This window comes from Moraxella pluranimalium (assembly GCF_002014825.1).
Classification (GTDB): domain Bacteria; phylum Pseudomonadota; class Gammaproteobacteria; order Pseudomonadales; family Moraxellaceae; genus Moraxella; species Moraxella pluranimalium.
The window spans coordinates 59,796-76,420 of the sequence record NZ_MUYU01000006.1 but is presented as its reverse complement, the minus strand read 5'-3'; the positions used below and the strand labels follow the sequence as shown (position 1 = coordinate 76,420).

The 16,625-nt window shown below is 46.5% G+C and carries 19 protein-coding genes; 9 read left to right on the top strand and 10 right to left on the bottom strand.

The window, feature by feature from the left end; all coding sequences use genetic code 11:
• Positions 1-6: 6 nt before the first annotated feature.
• The 4 genes from gluQRS (at position 7) to mqo (ending at position 4,858) form a co-directional block, all read left to right on the top strand.
• Complete coding sequence (gene gluQRS / locus B0680_RS01585; RefSeq protein ID WP_078253307.1) at positions 7-927, top strand: tRNA glutamyl-Q(34) synthetase GluQRS; 921 nt, start codon at positions 7-9, stop codon at positions 925-927.
• Positions 928-1,068: 141 nt separating this feature from the next.
• Positions 1,069-1,968 carry a diaminopimelate epimerase gene (gene dapF / locus B0680_RS01580; RefSeq protein ID WP_078253306.1) on the top strand — a complete coding sequence of 300 codons (900 nt, stop codon included), beginning with the start codon at positions 1,069-1,071 and terminating at the stop codon, positions 1,966-1,968.
• Positions 1,968-2,987: a site-specific tyrosine recombinase/integron integrase gene (xerA, locus tag B0680_RS01575; protein WP_078253305.1), complete on the top strand. Its 1,020-nt coding sequence runs from the start codon at positions 1,968-1,970 to the stop codon at positions 2,985-2,987. Before dapF ends, xerA begins: the two co-directional genes overlap by 1 nt.
• 188 nt (positions 2,988-3,175) lie before the next feature.
• Positions 3,176-4,858, top strand: coding sequence for a malate dehydrogenase (quinone) (gene mqo / locus B0680_RS01570; RefSeq protein ID WP_078253304.1), 1,683 nt, complete (start codon positions 3,176-3,178; stop codon positions 4,856-4,858).
• An 83-nt stretch (positions 4,859-4,941) separates the two neighbouring features.
• On the opposite strand, the gene B0680_RS01565 is transcribed toward mqo, so the two are convergent.
• The 5 genes from B0680_RS01565 to B0680_RS01545 form a co-directional block, all read right to left on the bottom strand.
• Entirely contained in the window at positions 4,942-5,319 is a 378-nt protein-coding gene (locus B0680_RS01565; RefSeq protein WP_078253303.1) for a hypothetical protein, read from the bottom strand.
• A gap of 135 nt (positions 5,320-5,454) precedes the next feature.
• A complete protein-coding gene (locus B0680_RS01560) occupies positions 5,455-5,907 on the bottom strand; it encodes a hypothetical protein (RefSeq protein WP_078253302.1) in 453 nt (150 codons plus the stop codon).
• Between the two features lie 127 nt (positions 5,908-6,034).
• On the bottom strand, positions 6,035-6,400 hold the full coding sequence (locus B0680_RS01555; RefSeq protein WP_078253301.1) for a hypothetical protein: 366 nt from the start codon (positions 6,398-6,400) through the stop codon (positions 6,035-6,037).
• A gap of 250 nt (positions 6,401-6,650) precedes the next feature.
• Positions 6,651-8,291, bottom strand: a complete 1,641-nt coding sequence (gene groL / locus B0680_RS01550) for a chaperonin GroEL (RefSeq protein WP_078253300.1) — start codon at positions 8,289-8,291, stop codon at positions 6,651-6,653.
• A gap of 59 nt (positions 8,292-8,350) precedes the next feature.
• Positions 8,351-8,638 carry a co-chaperone GroES gene (locus B0680_RS01545; RefSeq protein WP_078253299.1) on the bottom strand — a complete coding sequence of 96 codons (288 nt, stop codon included), beginning with the start codon at positions 8,636-8,638 and terminating at the stop codon, positions 8,351-8,353.
• 329 nt (positions 8,639-8,967) lie between these two features.
• On the opposite strand from B0680_RS01545, the gene B0680_RS01540 reads away from it, so the two are divergent.
• Positions 8,968-9,660 carry a DUF3108 domain-containing protein gene (locus B0680_RS01540; RefSeq protein ID WP_078253298.1) on the top strand — a complete coding sequence of 231 codons (693 nt, stop codon included), beginning with the start codon at positions 8,968-8,970 and terminating at the stop codon, positions 9,658-9,660.
• A gap of 74 nt (positions 9,661-9,734) precedes the next feature.
• Here B0680_RS01540 and B0680_RS01535 read toward each other — a convergent pair whose 3' ends face one another.
• A complete protein-coding gene (locus B0680_RS01535; RefSeq protein ID WP_078253297.1) occupies positions 9,735-10,157 on the bottom strand; it encodes a hypothetical protein in 423 nt (140 codons plus the stop codon).
• Positions 10,154-10,765 carry an NAD(P)H:quinone oxidoreductase gene (gene wrbA, locus B0680_RS01530; protein WP_078253296.1) on the bottom strand — a complete coding sequence of 204 codons (612 nt, stop codon included), beginning with the start codon at positions 10,763-10,765 and terminating at the stop codon, positions 10,154-10,156. Before wrbA ends, B0680_RS01535 begins: the two co-directional genes overlap by 4 nt.
• A 176-nt stretch (positions 10,766-10,941) precedes the next feature.
• Between wrbA and B0680_RS01525 the strand changes: the two genes are divergently transcribed.
• Positions 10,942-12,465 (top strand): YihY family inner membrane protein, encoded by a 1,524-nt coding sequence (locus tag B0680_RS01525; RefSeq protein ID WP_078253295.1) that lies wholly within the window; start codon positions 10,942-10,944, stop codon positions 12,463-12,465.
• A 139-nt stretch (positions 12,466-12,604) separates the two neighbouring features.
• Here the strand turns inward: B0680_RS01525 and B0680_RS01520 are convergent, their stop codons facing one another.
• Entirely contained in the window at positions 12,605-13,084 is a 480-nt protein-coding gene (locus B0680_RS01520; protein ID WP_078253294.1) for an RNA pyrophosphohydrolase, read from the bottom strand.
• 284 nt (positions 13,085-13,368) lie between these two features.
• Between B0680_RS01520 and B0680_RS01515 the strand changes: the two genes are divergently transcribed.
• The 3 genes from B0680_RS01515 (at position 13,369) to B0680_RS01505 (ending at position 14,874) form a co-directional block, all read left to right on the top strand.
• A complete protein-coding gene (locus B0680_RS01515) occupies positions 13,369-13,782 on the top strand; it encodes an OsmC family protein (protein ID WP_078253540.1) in 414 nt (137 codons plus the stop codon).
• A gap of 17 nt (positions 13,783-13,799) precedes the next feature.
• Positions 13,800-14,225, top strand: coding sequence for an MAPEG family protein (locus B0680_RS01510; RefSeq protein WP_078253293.1), 426 nt, complete (start codon positions 13,800-13,802; stop codon positions 14,223-14,225).
• Between the two features lie 97 nt (positions 14,226-14,322).
• Positions 14,323-14,874 carry an opioid growth factor receptor-related protein gene (locus tag B0680_RS01505; RefSeq protein ID WP_078253292.1) on the top strand — a complete coding sequence of 184 codons (552 nt, stop codon included), beginning with the start codon at positions 14,323-14,325 and terminating at the stop codon, positions 14,872-14,874.
• 13 nt (positions 14,875-14,887) lie between these two features.
• Here the strand turns inward: B0680_RS01505 and B0680_RS01500 are convergent, their stop codons facing one another.
• A complete protein-coding gene (locus B0680_RS01500) occupies positions 14,888-15,619 on the bottom strand; it encodes a pantothenate kinase (RefSeq protein ID WP_078253539.1) in 732 nt (243 codons plus the stop codon).
• 34 nt (positions 15,620-15,653) lie between these two features.
• Positions 15,654-16,577, bottom strand: coding sequence for a biotin--[acetyl-CoA-carboxylase] ligase (locus B0680_RS01495; RefSeq protein ID WP_143821322.1), 924 nt, complete (start codon positions 16,575-16,577; stop codon positions 15,654-15,656).
• Between the last annotated feature and the right edge of the window lie 48 nt (positions 16,578-16,625).

Sequence of the window (16,625 nt, the reverse complement as noted above, 5' to 3'; positions counted from 1 at the left end):
GCTACGATGACGGCTGCTTTGATTGGGCGATTTGCTCCATCACCGACACATCATCTGCACTTAGGCTCGCTCACGACAGCCGTAGCGAGCTTTTGTCATATCAAGTCTTTGGGTGGTAAATGGCTACTGCGTATCGAAGATGTCGATTTTGAGCGGTGCAAACCTGAATATGCCGACAGTATTTTGCATGACTTGGATACGCTTGGGCTACATTGGGATGATGAAGCCGTGTATCAGTCCAAGCGTGTGGCGATTTATGATGAATTTTTGCACGAGCAATTATCCCCTGTCAGCTATGCCTGCCACTGCTCACGCAAACAGCTTGATGCTCACCGTCTTGCCCATCCTGTACCACACGGTCTAAATACACCCATCGTCTATCCACGCCTATGCCTGCACAAACATCACGATTGGCGACATCCTGATAGTAAGATTCGCCTACAACTGCCTGATGTACTGACCGCCTTTGTCGATGGTCTGCAAGGGGTGATTTGGGATAATCCTGCCACAAGTCTAGGCGATGTCGTGGTCAAACGCCAAAATCAGATGATTAACTACATCCTAGCCTGCGCCATCGATGATGGGCTACAAGGCATCACCCACATCATGCGTGGGCTTGATATCATGCCGATGACGGTAGCGCAGATTGATATTCTAAAGCTATGCCACCTGCCTGTGCCGAGCCATTTTTATCATCTACCCCTATTGTACAATCAAGATGGTCAAAAGCTCTCCAAGCAAAATCTTGCTACGCCGATTGATACCGCACAGCCTGCCAAGCTACTGTATCAGGCACTCACCCTGCTGGGTCAAGACACCACGCCCGAGATGCTGTCAGCGACACCATCCGAAATCCTAGCTCATGCTATCAAACACTGGGATCATGCACCCTTGGCACATAAACAACAATTGGCTGTCATCAAGTAGCGACAGCCAAATCGCAAGCATTGATATTTTTAATCAAACCCACCCTTTTCTTCAAGGATTTTAACCCTTATAAACCTAGCCAACCACCAACCATTCATGATAAGATACGGTGGTAATATATAAAAAATGAAGGACATAACAATGCTGATCGAATTTACCAAAATGCATGGACTTGGCAATGACTTTATGGTCATTGACTTAGTTACCCAACGAATGACTCTCACGCCTGAGCTGGTGCGACTGCTTGCTGATCGCCGTATTGGTGTTGGCTTTGATCAACTCTTGATTGTAGAGCCGCCAAGTCGCCCTGATGTGGATTTTAAGTACCGTATTTTTAATGCTGATGGCTCAGAAGTCTCACAATGCGGCAATGGCGCACGCTGTTTTGCATCCTTTGTACAAGCACGCAAGCTGTCATTCAAACAGCGTCTGCGTGTCGAGACTGCTAGCGGTATCATCGTGCTGACCACTGACCGCTATGGCTGGGTACAGGTAGATATGGGTAAGCCAAAGTTTGAGCCTGATGAAATTCCTTTTGCCCCAAAAGCCATCACCAAAATCGGCAACGCCTATCGCCTAGATGTCGATGGCACGCCTGTACAGCTGTATGTGGCAAATATGGGCAATCCGCACGCCGTCATCAAGGTCGATGATGTACTGTCTGCCGATGTTGAGCGACTTGGTGCACTGATTGAGTCGCATGAAGCCTTCCCTGAGCGTGTCAATGTCGGCTTTATGCAAGTGGTCAATCAGCGTCATATCCGCCTAAGAGTCTTTGAGCGTGGTGTCGGCGAAACCCAAGCCTGCGGTACAGGGGCGTGTGCTGCGGTCGCAACCGGTATCCGTGAAGGCTGGCTCGATGAAGGCGTGGATATCCGTGCACAGCTGTATGGTGGCAGTCTTGCAATCCGTTGGCAAGATGGCTACTCGCTGATGATGACAGGCCCGACAGCCTTTGTCTATGAAGGGGTGTTTAGCCCAGATGGACTGGCAGCATCAGCAGGGATTAAGCTTGATCCTGATGCGGATAATGTCTATTAATGCGACTTGCCAATATCCTAACCCAACTCAATCACAGCCCCAAGCCATCAACAGATGACCTGTCGGTAAGCCCGTCGGGAAACTCTGTAGCTTGGGGTTATTTGTCCGATTGGCTTGATGAATTAACTCGCCAAAATTATTCAGCTCGCACCATTGATACTTATCAGCTGGCATTGGTGCAGTTTTTGAACTTCGTTGATCAAGACAAAAAACTTCATGGCGATATCTTTGGCTGTACTCGGCAGGATTTGACACGGTTTTTTGGTACTCGGCTCGAAGAAGATGCCATCAAGCCCATCAGCGCCAAGCTTGCTTTGACTGCGGTGCGACGCTTTTATCAGCACTTGATCGAAAGACAGCTCACCACCATCGATCCCACCACAGGCTATCGCCTAAAATCTGCGCCACGAAAATTACCCACCGTCGCCGACGAAGATCTAATGCGTCAGCTACTTGACCAGCCCATGCCAGAAGAGAGCAACAAGGCTCGGCTGTGGGTGCGTGACAAAGCCATGTTTGAGCTGATGTACAGTAGTGGTCTGCGTGTCTCTGAGCTTGTTGGCTTGGATGTGGGCGATATCGATCTGCATGAGCGAGTCGTTCGTGTCATCGGTAAAGGCAACAAGGCTCGTCAAGTCCCTGTCGGTCAGCGTGCCTGCCAAGCCATCATCGACTATCTACCCCACCGAGATCTATGGCAAGAGCAAAACTCGCCTGCACTATTCATCAGCGAACGGCACGGCACTCGGCTGTCAGTGCGAGCAGTACAGCTACGGCTCAAGGTCTGTGCGACGATGGCAGGCATTGATCTCAACCTACATCCGCACCTGTTGCGTCACTGCTTTGCATCGCATCTACTATCTGCTAGCGGTGATCTGCGAGCCATCCAAGATATGCTTGGCCACCAAAATATCAGCACCACCCAAATCTACACCCAAGTGGATTTTGGTGCGCTTAGCCGTGTCTATGACAATGCCCACCCAAGAGCATCCATCAAACCCAAAAATTCTACCAACTAACCCTTTCTTATCACAGCCTTTAGTCACAATGTTAAGCATTGTTACCTAATGTGTCTTTTGCTGACTTTTTTGGTCAAAGTCTTTATAATGCTTAGTCTAGGATGCATTTGCCAATGGCAAGTGCATATTTTTTGCCTTGTAGATTTATATAACAATCTCAAAGCGTCACAAACATTCCAATTATTCTTATGAAAAAATTTTTGCGATTTTTGATTGCCGTCATCGCTTTGGCGTTGATTGCATTATTGATTTTCTTATTCCGCAATGTCGCCACCAAGCCTGTGGACACCGCCAATGACGAACAAGTCGTCGATGCGGTACTTATCGGTGGTGGCATCATGAGTGCCACGCTAGGCACCTATCTGAGCGAGCTTGAACCAAATTGGCAAATCCGTATGTATGAACGCCTTGATAAAGTCGCTCAAGAAAGCTCAAACGGCTTTCATAATGCCGGCACAGGTCATTCAGGCTTTATGGAAATGAACTACACCGCAGAAGCAAAAGACGGCAGCATCGATATCGAGCGTGCCGAAAAAATCGCCAGTCAGTTCGAAGTCGCCAAGCAGTTTTGGGCATATCAAGTCAAACAAGGCAGACTTGGTACACCATCAAGCTTTATCAATCCTGTCCCGCACATCGCCTTTGTCTGGGGCGACCAAGTGGACTTTTTGCAACGCCGTTATCAAGCGATGGTCAAATCACCACTATTTAGCGATATGACCTACACCGAAGACAAAGCCACCATCGAAAACTGGGCACCGCTGGTCATGCAAGGCCGTGATGCCGCCCAAAAAGTCGCCGCCACTCGTATGGACATCGGCACTGATGTGAACTATGGCGCTATCACCACACAGCTGGTTGATGGCTTACAAAAAAGTCCGAATTTCAAACTGGCTACCAACAGCGAAGTGACCGGTATCAGTCGCAATGCTGATAAGACTTGGACAGTGAGCGTCAAAAACCTACAAACCGGTGAAATGACCCACACCAAGACCCGCTTTGTGTTCGTCGGTGCAGGTGGTGCTGCCATCAAACTGCTACAATACACCGATTTGCCAGAGAGCAAATATTATGCAGGTTTCCCTGTGGGCGGACTATTTTTGATGACAGACAATCCTGAGATTGTCAAAGCACACACCGCCAAAGTCTATGGCAAAGCTGAGCTTGGTGCACCGCCGATGTCTGTGCCACACATTGATACACGCTATATTGATGGCAAAAAATATGTGCTGTTTGGGCCATTTGCTACTTATTCTAATAAGTTCTTGAAAAATGGTTCACAGCTTGATTTGCTGAACTCAACCACCAAAGACAACGCCCTGCCAATGGCAAAAATCGGTCTAGAAAATACCGATTTGGTCAAATATCTGGTCAGTCAAGTGATGCTTAGCGATGCAGAACGCCTAAAAGAGCTACAAAAATACTATCCAAATGCCAAGCTTGAAGATTGGAAAGCTTTCCAAGGTGGTCAGCGTGTACAAATCATCAAACAGCTACCAAATGAGCCTGCCAAGCTACAATTTGGCACAGAGATTTTTAGCTCAGAAGATGGTACAGTCGCCGCTCTACTTGGCGCATCACCTGGTGCATCGACTTCACCGCATATCTTGCTAAACTTGCTCGAAAAATCATTCCCAAATGAAGTGCAGGGCAAATGGCAAGCCAAGCTACAAGAAATTATCCCATCGTATGGCAAAGATTTGTCAAAAGATGCTGCCTTGCTTGACCAAGTACGCACCGACACCAGCCGTACGCTAGGCTTGGTTTATACCCCAAAAGGCGCACAAGCCCTGCCTGCACCATCGGATGCAGTAGCGGTAAAAGCACTGAATGAAACTTCACAAGAAGTCGTCATCCCGCCTGCTAAATAAGTGCTGACAATGAAATAAAAAAAAGGCGAAGTATCAGATGATACCTCGCCTTTTTATTGATAGTTTTGAGTTACGCCCAACACTTAATAGAATGTCGTCCAACAGGCTTCATTGCCATCCCCCACTCCCATCCAGCCACAATTTTTAAGAATTTTGCCAGATTTATTCGTCAGATAGATTTTATTACCTTTAATTTTATAAAATACACCACGACCATGCAGTCCACCATTACTAGGCATTAGCGTCTTATACTTGCCACGATAAGATACGCCAGCTGCATAAGACTGAATAGTCACATTGCCATTTTTACTAATAGTAATTGACTCAACCCCATCACCAATTCCTGTAAAATTAAATAGACGGTCGCCCACAAAAGGCAACTTACTATTTGCCAATGCAACAGTTGGTGTTGTAAGCATTGTCAATAAAACCGGTAAAATAAGTTTAGAAAATAGTTTCATTACTTCAGTTCCTTGTAAAGATCAAAAACATTGTTTTTTTGATTCTACTCTCACCCCAGTTTAATTGTCAAGCTTGAGTTGTTGCACTCATCAAAATCTTTAAAGCATGGGATTTGCGTTAATTTTGGCTTAAGTTTATAGCCGTGTGCAGTCATAGCGGATTTCAAACTCAGGTTCAAGCAATTTGAGCGTCTGTGTGCCAAGCTCGGTGATTTGTAAGCGGAAGTTTGGGTCGGCTTCAATGCTTTCACGATTCATAAATGGCTCTAGCTCTTCGGCGGCATCAAGCTTGATAATATCTGTCACTGCGGTGACAAGATAATCATCTTCGATTTGCCATGTTTCTGCAAGTATCGAATGATAAGCACCACCCATGCCAAATAGATACAACTGACCCACTTCATTGTTCTGCTTTGTGCCATCAGCTCGAAAATCCATCATGGCGCGCGCCTTGACTGTTATTAGCTCATCAGCATGATCAATCTTGCACGACCATTGACCCACCAACTGATTGGCTTGATACTCGGCAAATACAGGCGTGCTTAGCGTCATTGATGCCATCGCCAGTCCTAGTAGAAATTTTTTCATGATATACTCCAATTGATCATCAGTAAAATAAACTTATCATAACCAAAACGCATCACGAAAGCAATTTTACCCAATCATTTAGCCAATAAAAATCCCCAAAACCATCAAGATTTTGGGGATTGCTTATTTACCGAATCAAGTTATCAACACAACGACTATCCGATCTTTGCCATGGTGTACAGTCATTAAACATTTTACCCTTGCTATCGACGATATAGATTTTATTACCCTTAATTGTAAAATATCTACCCGATTCAAAAGCAGGCATCAGAGTTGAATATTTTCCATGATATACTTCACCATAGAAACCAGGGGCGTCCTCAATGACAACGTTGCCATTTTTCTTAATGGTAATAGATGACCCAGAAGCTGTACCATTGATATTGAAATAACGTGTGCCAACAAAAGGTACTTTACCACTCGCCATTGCCACATTCGGTGCTATAAACATCACTAATAAAACAGGTAGAACGAGTTTAGAGAGTGATTTCATCACTTCAGCTCCATAAAAAGTAAAATAATAAATTTGATTCTACCCCTACTCCAATTTGATTGTCAAGCTCAAACCATTATGCCAATAAAAATCCCCAAAACCATCAAGATTTTGGGGATTTTGGTTTAGTGCTTAAAAGCGGATTTTACGATGCTTAGTGTCAGGTTAGTGCTAGGCAGACAAGCGACGGTGTACATTTAGTACATCGAGCGAGTCCAACAAAGCAATAACCGACAATAAGCGAGTAAAATTACATCATGCCGCCCATGCTACCCATACCACCTGCTGCGCCCATACCTGCCAAGCCATTATCTTTCGCTGGTAGGTCGGTGATCATCACTTCGGTGGTCAGCATCAAACCTGCCACAGATGCAGCGTGCTCTAGCGCTGAGCGAGTCACTTTGGCTGGGTCAAGAATACCCATCTCTAGCATATCGCCATATTCGCCAGTGGCTGCGTTGTAGCCGTAGTTACCTGAGCCGTTTTTGACTTGGTTGATGATGACTGATGCTTCTTCGCCTGCGTTGGTGACGATTTGGCGAAGTGGCGCTTCCATCGCACGGCGTAGGATGTTGATACCTGCGTTTTGGTCGTCGTTATCGCCTTTTAGGTCAGCCAGAGCTGCCAATGCACGCACCAGTGCCACACCACCACCCGGCACGACGCCTTCTTCGACAGCGGCACGAGTTGCGTGTAGTGCATCATCGACACGGTCTTTTTTCTCTTTCATTTCGGTTTCGGTGGCAGCGCCGACTTTGATTACTGCCACACCGCCTGATAGCTTGGCGACACGCTCTTGTAGTTTTTCACGGTCGTAGTCAGATGTTGATTCTTCTGCTTGGCGTTTGATAGACTCAACACGAGCTTCGATGTCAGCTTTGTTGCCTGCGCCATCGACGATGACGGTGTTTTCTTTGCCGACAGTGATTTTCTTGGCAGTACCTAGATGTGCGATTTCAGCAGTTTCTAGGCTTAGGCCCACTTCTTCTGAGATCACCACACCACCGGTCAAGATTGCGATGTCTTGTAGCATAGCTTTACGACGATCGCCAAAGCCCGGTGCTTTGACCGCACAAGTTTTTAGACCGCCACGCAAGGTGTTCACCACCAGCGTCGCCAATGCTTCATTTTCAACATCTTCGGCGATGATTAGTAGTGGACGGCTGGTTTGCATTACTTTTTCAAGTAGTGGCACGATTTCACGGATGTTGTTGATTTTTTTATCAACCAATAGGATGAACGGGTTGTCAAATTCGCAAGTTAGGCTGTCTTGCTTATTGGCAAAGTATGGGCTGATATAGCCACGGTCAAACTGCATACCTTCGACCACTTCTAGCGCATCTTCAAAGCCTGAACCTTCTTCTACAGTGATGACGCCTTCTTTGCCGACAGTTTCCATCGCTTTGCTAATAAGCTCACCGATGGTGGTGTCTGAGTTGGCTGAGATTGAGCCGACTTGCGCGATGGCTTTGTGGTCGTTGGCAGGGGTTGATAGGTTTTTGATTTCGCTGACGGCAGCGCGCACCGCTTTATCGATACCACGCTTTAGGTCCATTGGGTTCATGCCCGCAGCGACAGTTTTCATGCCTTCGACTAGGATGGCTTGGGCAAGTACGGTTGCAGTCGTTGTACCGTCACCTGCGACATCATTGGTTTTTGATGCCACTTCACGCACCAGCTGTGCGCCCATGTTTTCAAACTTATCTTCAAGCTCGATTTCTTTGGCAACTGATACGCCATCTTTGGTGATGGTTGGTGCGCCAAATGACTTGTCAATCACGACATTGCGACCTTTTGGGCCTAGCGTGACTTTGACGGCATTTGCCAAAATATTCACGCCGTCAATCATTTTTTCACGAGCAGTTGTGCCAAAGCTTACATCTTTTGCCATGGTGATTTCTCCATTGATATTTTAATTTAGATAATTTATAAAGTTATAAAAACCGATAATTAGGCTTCTAGCACGCCCAATACATCTGCTTCTTTCATGATAAGCAGCTCTTCGCCATCGACCTTGACCGTCTGACCTGCATATTGGCTAAATAGTACGGTATCGCCAACTTTGACATCGAGTGCACGCACGCCTGCATCGGTGATTTGGCCATTACCCACAGCGATGACTTCGCCTTGTTGTGGTTTTTCTTGGGCAGAGCCTGGTAGTAGGATACCACCTGCGGTTTTTTGCTCTTCTTCGGTGCGACGAACAACGATACGGTCGTGTAGTGGACGAATTTTCATAAGAACTCCTTGGAATGATTATTTCAAAAATGTGCTATAAAACTTGCTATCTAAGTGCAATTGCTTGATAAAGTGGTGTTTATCTCGGTAATTTTCAAGCCAATTTGCCAAAAATTTCATGAAAATTATCGGCAAATGTATCAAGCCCCATCTGCCAAACCGTCCTTTGTGCTCATTGCAGTGCTTAACCAAATTGATGCTTTTGATAGAAATTGCAAATTAACCATACACAAACACGACAATTTATTATCAATACGCACTTGAATTTGTAACAAAATTTGTCCATTATAAACACATGGTTTGATACCGCAAATTTTTGGAGTACGATAATGATTAATAAACTCAAAACCCTACTTGGTACAGCTGCACTTACTGCTACTGCCGTCACGCCGATTGTGGCACAAGCGGCTGATTTGCCTGCATTTTCGGCAACTTATAAAATCAGTGCCGATGGCAAAACAGGCACTGCCACACGCACACTGATTAAGACGGGCAACAGCTACAAATATACCGTCAATGGTCGTGCGCTTGGCATTGCTAGCCTAAACCAAGAAGCGAATTTTAGCCTGTCAAATGGTCGCATCGTACCAAGCACTGCTACCATGTCTGCCAAAATTCTTGGCGTGGGCAATACGCACAATATCCGCTTTAATAATAGCTCAAAAACGGTGGTCAGCACCTACAAAGGCAACGCCACCACCATCGCCATGCCACGCCAAGCCTATGACGACCTAAGTATGGAAGCGCAAATCCGCCAAGAGCTGATTAATGGCAAATTCAGCGGTTCATACCCCTTGGTCAAGCGTACCGAGATTGAGACCACCAAATTCAAAAAAGCCGGCAACACCAAAATCACCGTGCCTGCGGGGACTTATGATGTGGTGCGTATCGACCGTGTCCATGATGACCGCAACCGTGCGACAAGCTTTTGGCTTGCCCCAAGTCTCAACTACCTACCTATCAAGGTCAGCCAAACCGCTGATGGCAAGGTGATTTCGATGGAATTAACCAAAGTGAATTAATCCAATTCATAATGCCTATAATAAGCAAAAGCCCTGATGTATCGTCAGGGCTTTTGCATTGATTTGCCTTATCATTAAGATTGGGCGTTTTGCTTATGCATGGCAGGCAGTCGCTTGAGCAGTACGAATAATTGGCAATTGATGAGTAATAACAAAACCGCTTCAACACATTGCACCGCCCACACCGCCACAGGTGCTGCTTCATAAACCCGAAAAAGTGCCATCACACTCGCCACACCCAGATAAACCAGTGCCACCATACTCACCCACATCAAGGCATAAGGCGAATTCCCCCGCCAAATGGCAGGTGTACACAGTAGCGCAGGTATCAAGCCAAGTAGCTGTACGCCCATGCCTGCCCACAAGGACGCCCCTGTCGAGAGCCACACCGCCACAGGATAAGCAATCAATACAGTCGCAAGCCATAGCCACCAAGTATGACGCAGTGCCGTCTGTACAGGTTTGGCGGGTTTGGCGGGTTTGTTGGACTTTTTCATGCATCACCTTGCTGTGCGTTTAGCTGCTTGACAAGACCTGCAAGTCTTGCACCTTGAGCAATGGCGAGCGTCTTTTCATCTTGGGTCAAGGGAAATTCTTGGCGAGCACCTGCCACATGGCTTGCCCCATAAGGCGTACCGCCACGAGCCGTCGTCGATAGCTCAGGATGTGCATAAGGCAAGCCCATCAGTAGCATCCCATGATGCAGTAGTGGCATCATCATGGTAATAAGCGTCGTCTCTTGACCGCCATGCAGGCTACCAGTGCTCGTGAACACACACGCAGGCTTGCCCTGTAATGCGCCTGACAGCCAGCTACTCACCGTATTGTCCCAAAAATACTTCATGCTCGCTGACATATTGCCAAAATGCGTCGGGCTACCCAGTGCAAGCCCAGCACAATCCGCCAAGTCATCTTGGGTGCAATACAAATCGCCATCATCAGGGATGTTATCCGCCACTTGCTCGCACACGGCAGAGACTTTGGGCACTCGGCGGATTTTCACCGCAACACCACCATCCATCACCCCTTGAGCAATCAGATAGGCAAGTTCTTTGGTCGCCCCTTTATTGCTGTCATACAGCACCAACACATAGGCTTGTGTCATGAAAATTATCCATTCATCGTCCAAAAATGAGCCATCATTATACCAAAAAATCCACCATTGCCCATGCCTGACATATCATCTACCGTCAAATATTCACATATTTTCACAAATTAAGGGTTAGCAATCGCTGATGAGTTTGTTACACTAGTCTAAATACTGATGAAAAATGACGACCCATGACCCAGTTTTTGAACAAATTACCCTTTGCACATCATGCATGGTTTATGTATCTTTGCTTGCTCATCCGCCATTTTGATGAAGATGAGTGTATGCAAAAAGCCGCCAGCCTAACTTACACCACCTTACTTGCCATCGTGCCTGTATTGACGGTGACTTTGGTGATTTTTTCGAGCGTGCCTGCACTCGAAGGCGTGCGTGAACAGCTACAGATGGCGATTTATAATAATTTCATACCATCATCGGGTGCGCAGATTAGCCAGCACATCCAAAGCTTTATCGAAAAATCAAGCAATCTTGGTATCATCGGTGTGGTCGGCTTGTTCGTTACGGCGATTTTGACCTTGATTACCATTGAGCAGGCGTTCAATAAGATTTGGCGTGTCGATGACCGCTCAGGTGGCATGGCAAGCATCATCCGCTATTGGGTGATGATTACGCTTGGCCCGATTGTGCTTGGTGTGGTGTTTGGTGCGTCAAGTGCGATTGCTAGTCTGAACTTCTTGAACCAAAAAATCGCAGGCTATGGCATTGACTGGGGCGTGTGGGCGTATATCCTATCTTTTGGGCTGATGGTGCTTGGCTTTATTGGGATGTATTGGTTTATCCCAAAAGCGCAAGTCCCCATCAAAAATGCCGTCATTGCAGGGGTGGTGATTGCCGTATTATTTGAGCTACTCAAAAAAGTCTTTGGCGTTGCGATGAGTAACTTCACCAGTTATGAAGCCATCTATGGGGCGTTTGCTGCGTTGCCGATTTTTCTGCTATGGATTTATTTGTCGTGGAATTTGATTTTGCTTGGCGTGCAAATCAGCTACACCTTGACCATCTTTGACACCAAAGAAGTGCCCGTACGCCATCCACTGCTTAGCCTGCTTGATATGCTTAATTTTACTTATAAAAATTATCAAAAAGGCAACACAGTCAGCGAAGATGCTCTGCGTCAATTGCTCGGGCGTAAAGAGCTGCCAAAATGGCACACTTATCTCAACCTACTACTAGATAACAATCTGATTACCCCAACTAAGGATAATAACTATACTCTAAAGACTGATTTAAATACAGTTAATCTATGGCAATTTTATAAAAGCTTGCCCTATCCACTACCGATCCGCAGTGAACTGGATCAACTCAAGTCCACCGACTATGATCCGTGGTTCGTTGAGCTGTATGACCACTTAATCAAAATCGAAAAAACCGCCAGTCACGAACTTCATCTACCGCTTGGCGTGTTATTCGACAGCACACCCCTGCGTGAAAAACAGCCCATTGTCAGCATCGAGACCCAAGACAGTATCGAGCAAAGCGACAATAACGGCTATGAACCAAAAGCACGACGCACCATCGATGAGCATGGCAATGTGGTCATCATCCCTGATGGCGATGCCAAATTCACCGAAGGGCGACTGGCTAAGGCGGTGCGTCTGATAAAACCCGCTCGGCATTTTTTTGGTCGCAACAAAAAACGCTTTGGCGGCATCAAGCGTGCTGTCAGCGATACCGACTCACAAGATGGAGAATAGGATAAGGCATGGGATTAAGCCAATTACTTATCTAATTCATCCATCCAATTTACTTAGCCAATTTTGCTAATAATAGCCATAAAAAATCACCGCATCGCTTGATACGGTGATTTTTTTGGGATGGTTTTTGGTGATAATTTTAATCTGCCAATGGCACAGCAGGGATTAACTCTGCTAAGGCTCGCTGATAAACCGATTTTTTGAACGGTACAACACCCGTCAACGGATACCAATAGCTCACCCACTGCCAATCATCAAACTCAGGCACACCCACATCAAAGCGGATATGGTCGGTATAAGCATCATCCAGATACAACAAAAACCATTTTTGTTTTTGTCCGATACACAATGGCTCTTGCCCTGCTCGTACATAGCGTTTTGGCAGTCGATAGCGTAGCCAATCGCGTGTCACAGCAAGCACTTTGACGTGCTCAGGTAACAAGCCAACTTCTTCGTACAGCTCACGATACATCGCTTCAAGCGGTGTCTCGCCACGGTTAATCCCCCCTTGGGGAAATTGCCAACTGTCATGTCCGATGCGTTTTGCCCACAGAACCTGCCCTTGTGCATTTACCAAGATGATGCCGACATTCGGTCGAAAACCGTCTGCATCAATCATAACTAAACTCTTAATTTATAAATCATTGAAATATCACCGGTTTTTTACCGATGACTTTACTTAATGACTATTAAACCAAAAAAACGAGCAAATGTGTAATGTTTTTTAAAATAATTTGGCTTTTTCGCCAAAAACCGCTAGAAAAATCGCATTTCGCCCCAATTTAGCCATCATTGCTTTGGTGGATGGCATCCAAAATAAGCCCAACTCAAGTTTGGATGCAAGTTGCCAAAGCCCATCAAAACCATTACAATGATTTGAATATTTTTTATAAGGAACATCTCATGGCAGAATTAAACGCAAGCTTGGTGTGGAAAGACGGTGTGCATTTTGAAGGCACTTCCCCATCAGGTCATATCGTACAGCTTGATGGCAATAAAGAACAAGGCGCAAGCCCAATGGAGCTGATTTTGCTCGGTTTGGGTGGCTGTGCCAGCTACGATGTGGTGACAATTTTGAAAAAATCTCGCCAAGATGTCCAAGATGTCCGCTGTGAGATGCGTGCGGTGCGTGCCGATAGCGTACCTGCGGTATTTACCGATATTCATCTGCACTTTGTGGTGACAGGCACCGACATCAAAGATACCCAAGTCGCCAAAGCCATTGAATTGTCTGCCGAAAAATACTGTTCGGCATCTCGTATGCTGTCCGCAGGTGGCGTGAATATCACTCATGATTTTAAAATCATTCCTGCTTAATTATTAAGCTGTATTTTATGATTATTTCATTCTTTGCCCAAACTGGTATCAAGCTTGCCATCATCTTGATGGTCATCGCAAGCTTGCTGCCGTGGCTGTGCTCGGTACTTGCCAAAGTCAGTGGCGGTTTTCGCTTTGGTAAGCACAACCAAGACCCCCGTGCTTTTTTGGCATCATCACAGGGTATCTCTGCCAGATTTAATCATGCACAAGCCAATAGCTATGAGACTTTGCCGGTATTTTTGGCGGCGGTGCTGATTGCGATTTATACCTTTGTGCCGATGGCGGTGGTGAACTTATTGGCAGCAGGCTATGTGCTGTTTCGCATTGGCTATATTGCAAGCTATGCCGCCAATCTTGGTATGCTCCGCTCGGTGAACTGGCTACTGTCGATGCTGTGCACGCTTGGACTGTTTGCCTTTGCGTTTTGGTTCGGGGTGTAGCTGATACGCCATCGCTCGGGTTTGAGATACAGGCGACACAATTTATCGCACCATCATGCTATAGTTGATGTAAACCAAGCAAACACTGGCAGATGATATGCATCCGATTAATGAATTTTATTTAGGCCTACGCAAGACGACGGCATTTGATTGCACCCTAGAAGATCTGTGGGCATTGCCACCTAGCATGATTGGCGTGCAGTATTTTTATATTGAGTGGCTATTTCCTGTGGATCACGCATCCAAATGGAACAGAACCGTGCCGACCCTACACGGCGATGACTTGCTATTTTTTCAAAGCAATCCTGAAATTCAGCAAAAATTCTTAACATCGTTTGATAGAATCATGCACTACTTTGGTATTGAGCGAGTCGGCAATCAAGTCTTTGCCGACGATACGCTCAAGGCTCGGGGTTATTGGCTCAAAGAAGTCGGTCATCAAGAAAAGAAAATCAGCCGAATCATGCGCTCGCTAGCTTGGTGCGGACAGCTGGAGCTCGCCAAAAGCTTGCAGGCTTTAGCCCTTGAGCTGATTGTCCAAAAAGGTCATCTTAAGCCAAATACCTTATACATTTGGCAACATCTCTTGGATGACTTGCAAGATGGCTTGGATAATCAAGCCCACCCCGTACATCTGATGACACCCTAATGATGGTTAAATTTTAGGCAAATTCACCATCACGGCAACGCTCAAAATACCGCTGTAAGCCTGTCAAAATCAGCCCTTCATCGACGATAGCACCGTGCAAATGCGGTGCAAGCGTCATCGCCCCACCCCCTGTCAAAACCAGCTCAAAGTCAGGATAATTTGCCTGTATTGATTTAACCGCACCGACAATCCCAAACAAAATACCGTGATGCACCGCATCATCCGTCGTACGCCCAAGCTCAAGACTGTCAAATCGCCCCTGCTTGACGCCAATCTGCTGCGTCCCTGCATACAGTGCGTGTCGCTGCATATAGGCATTGGGCAAGATATATCCGCCCAAATGCACACCACCATCAATGATATCAATGGTTAATGCCGTACCACAGCCGACCACGCACTGCTTAGCGCCATTGACCGCGCCGAGCATCTGTAGCCAGCGATCGACACCCAGCTGCAGCGGATCATAATGGCTGTGTAGCATCGGATGCTTGTCATTGACTTTGGCAAACTCAAACGGTACGCCAAGCTGTCTGAGCGTATCGGCGATTTTGGCGTTGATTTTTTCGCCAAGTACGCTTGAGATACCCACAAACTCTGGATGAAATTGCACAAAAGTCCCAAACAAACCCATCAGTAGCTCATTGGGTGCTTTTAGGTGTTCTTTGGCATCCGATGCGATGACTTCGCCATCATCGATCAGCCAGTATTTTAGTCGTGTATTACCCAAGTCTAGCCACAGTGCAATCATAGTTATCCTTTATAAATTTAGATTATCTACATTATGCAGATTGTATCATGCCTGCCAAGACACGCTCGATACTGCCCGCCTGCTCAAGCAATAACGCCCCATCATAATCAATGCCAATACATCGTCCCGACTGGCTCACCACCCGCATCTCATCTCTGGCAAAGACATTGACCACCTTGCCTATCAAGACATGAGCACGGTTGAACGCATCGATGAAAGCTGACTTGGCAGTATCATCAGACAGCTGATTGTGCTGATGGACAGCTTGGCAGATGGCTTGGCAAATCGGCTGATACAGTGCTTGATAGCTAGGCACACACTCAAGATTTGCCATATCTGCCAGCTGTCTTAGGCAGGTGGCTTGATACAGTCCATCGGCGATGGCAGGACTCATCTCAACATTCATCCCCACGCCTGTAACCACGCCGACCAGACGAGTTTTGTCATCGACTTTGGCATAGACAGGCTCGATCAAAATCCCGCACAGCTTTTGGAATAGGTGTGCTGTATCGTCATAGTAGCCGACATCATTTGCCCATTTGACACCGATGATTGATAAGTCTTTCTTAATACGCTCGGCATTGATGGCTTGGATAATCTCAAGCTGTGCCAAATAATACCCCACCGCCAATGACAAAAAGCCATCCAAGCGGAGAAGCCCAAAGCCATCATCACTCATCGCCTGCATCGGCGTATAAAGCGACAAAAACACATTGCCCTGAGCGCTCACCCACGATCTGCCATGCTGTCCACGCCCTGCACTTTGGGCGTCACACGTATGCAGATGATGATGGCGATAATCAAGCTTACCTGCACTCACCGCCTGTATCAACTGTGTGTTGGTGCTATCAGTCAGCGCATCATGCCGATGATGGCGACAAATCTCTGCCCAAATCGGCGCAAAATCCCACACCCCACCCAAATAATCCATCGAAAATGCATCCACAAAACTCATAAAATTGCGTTATAATAGCACAATTTCACTAAAACAATGGGATTTGAA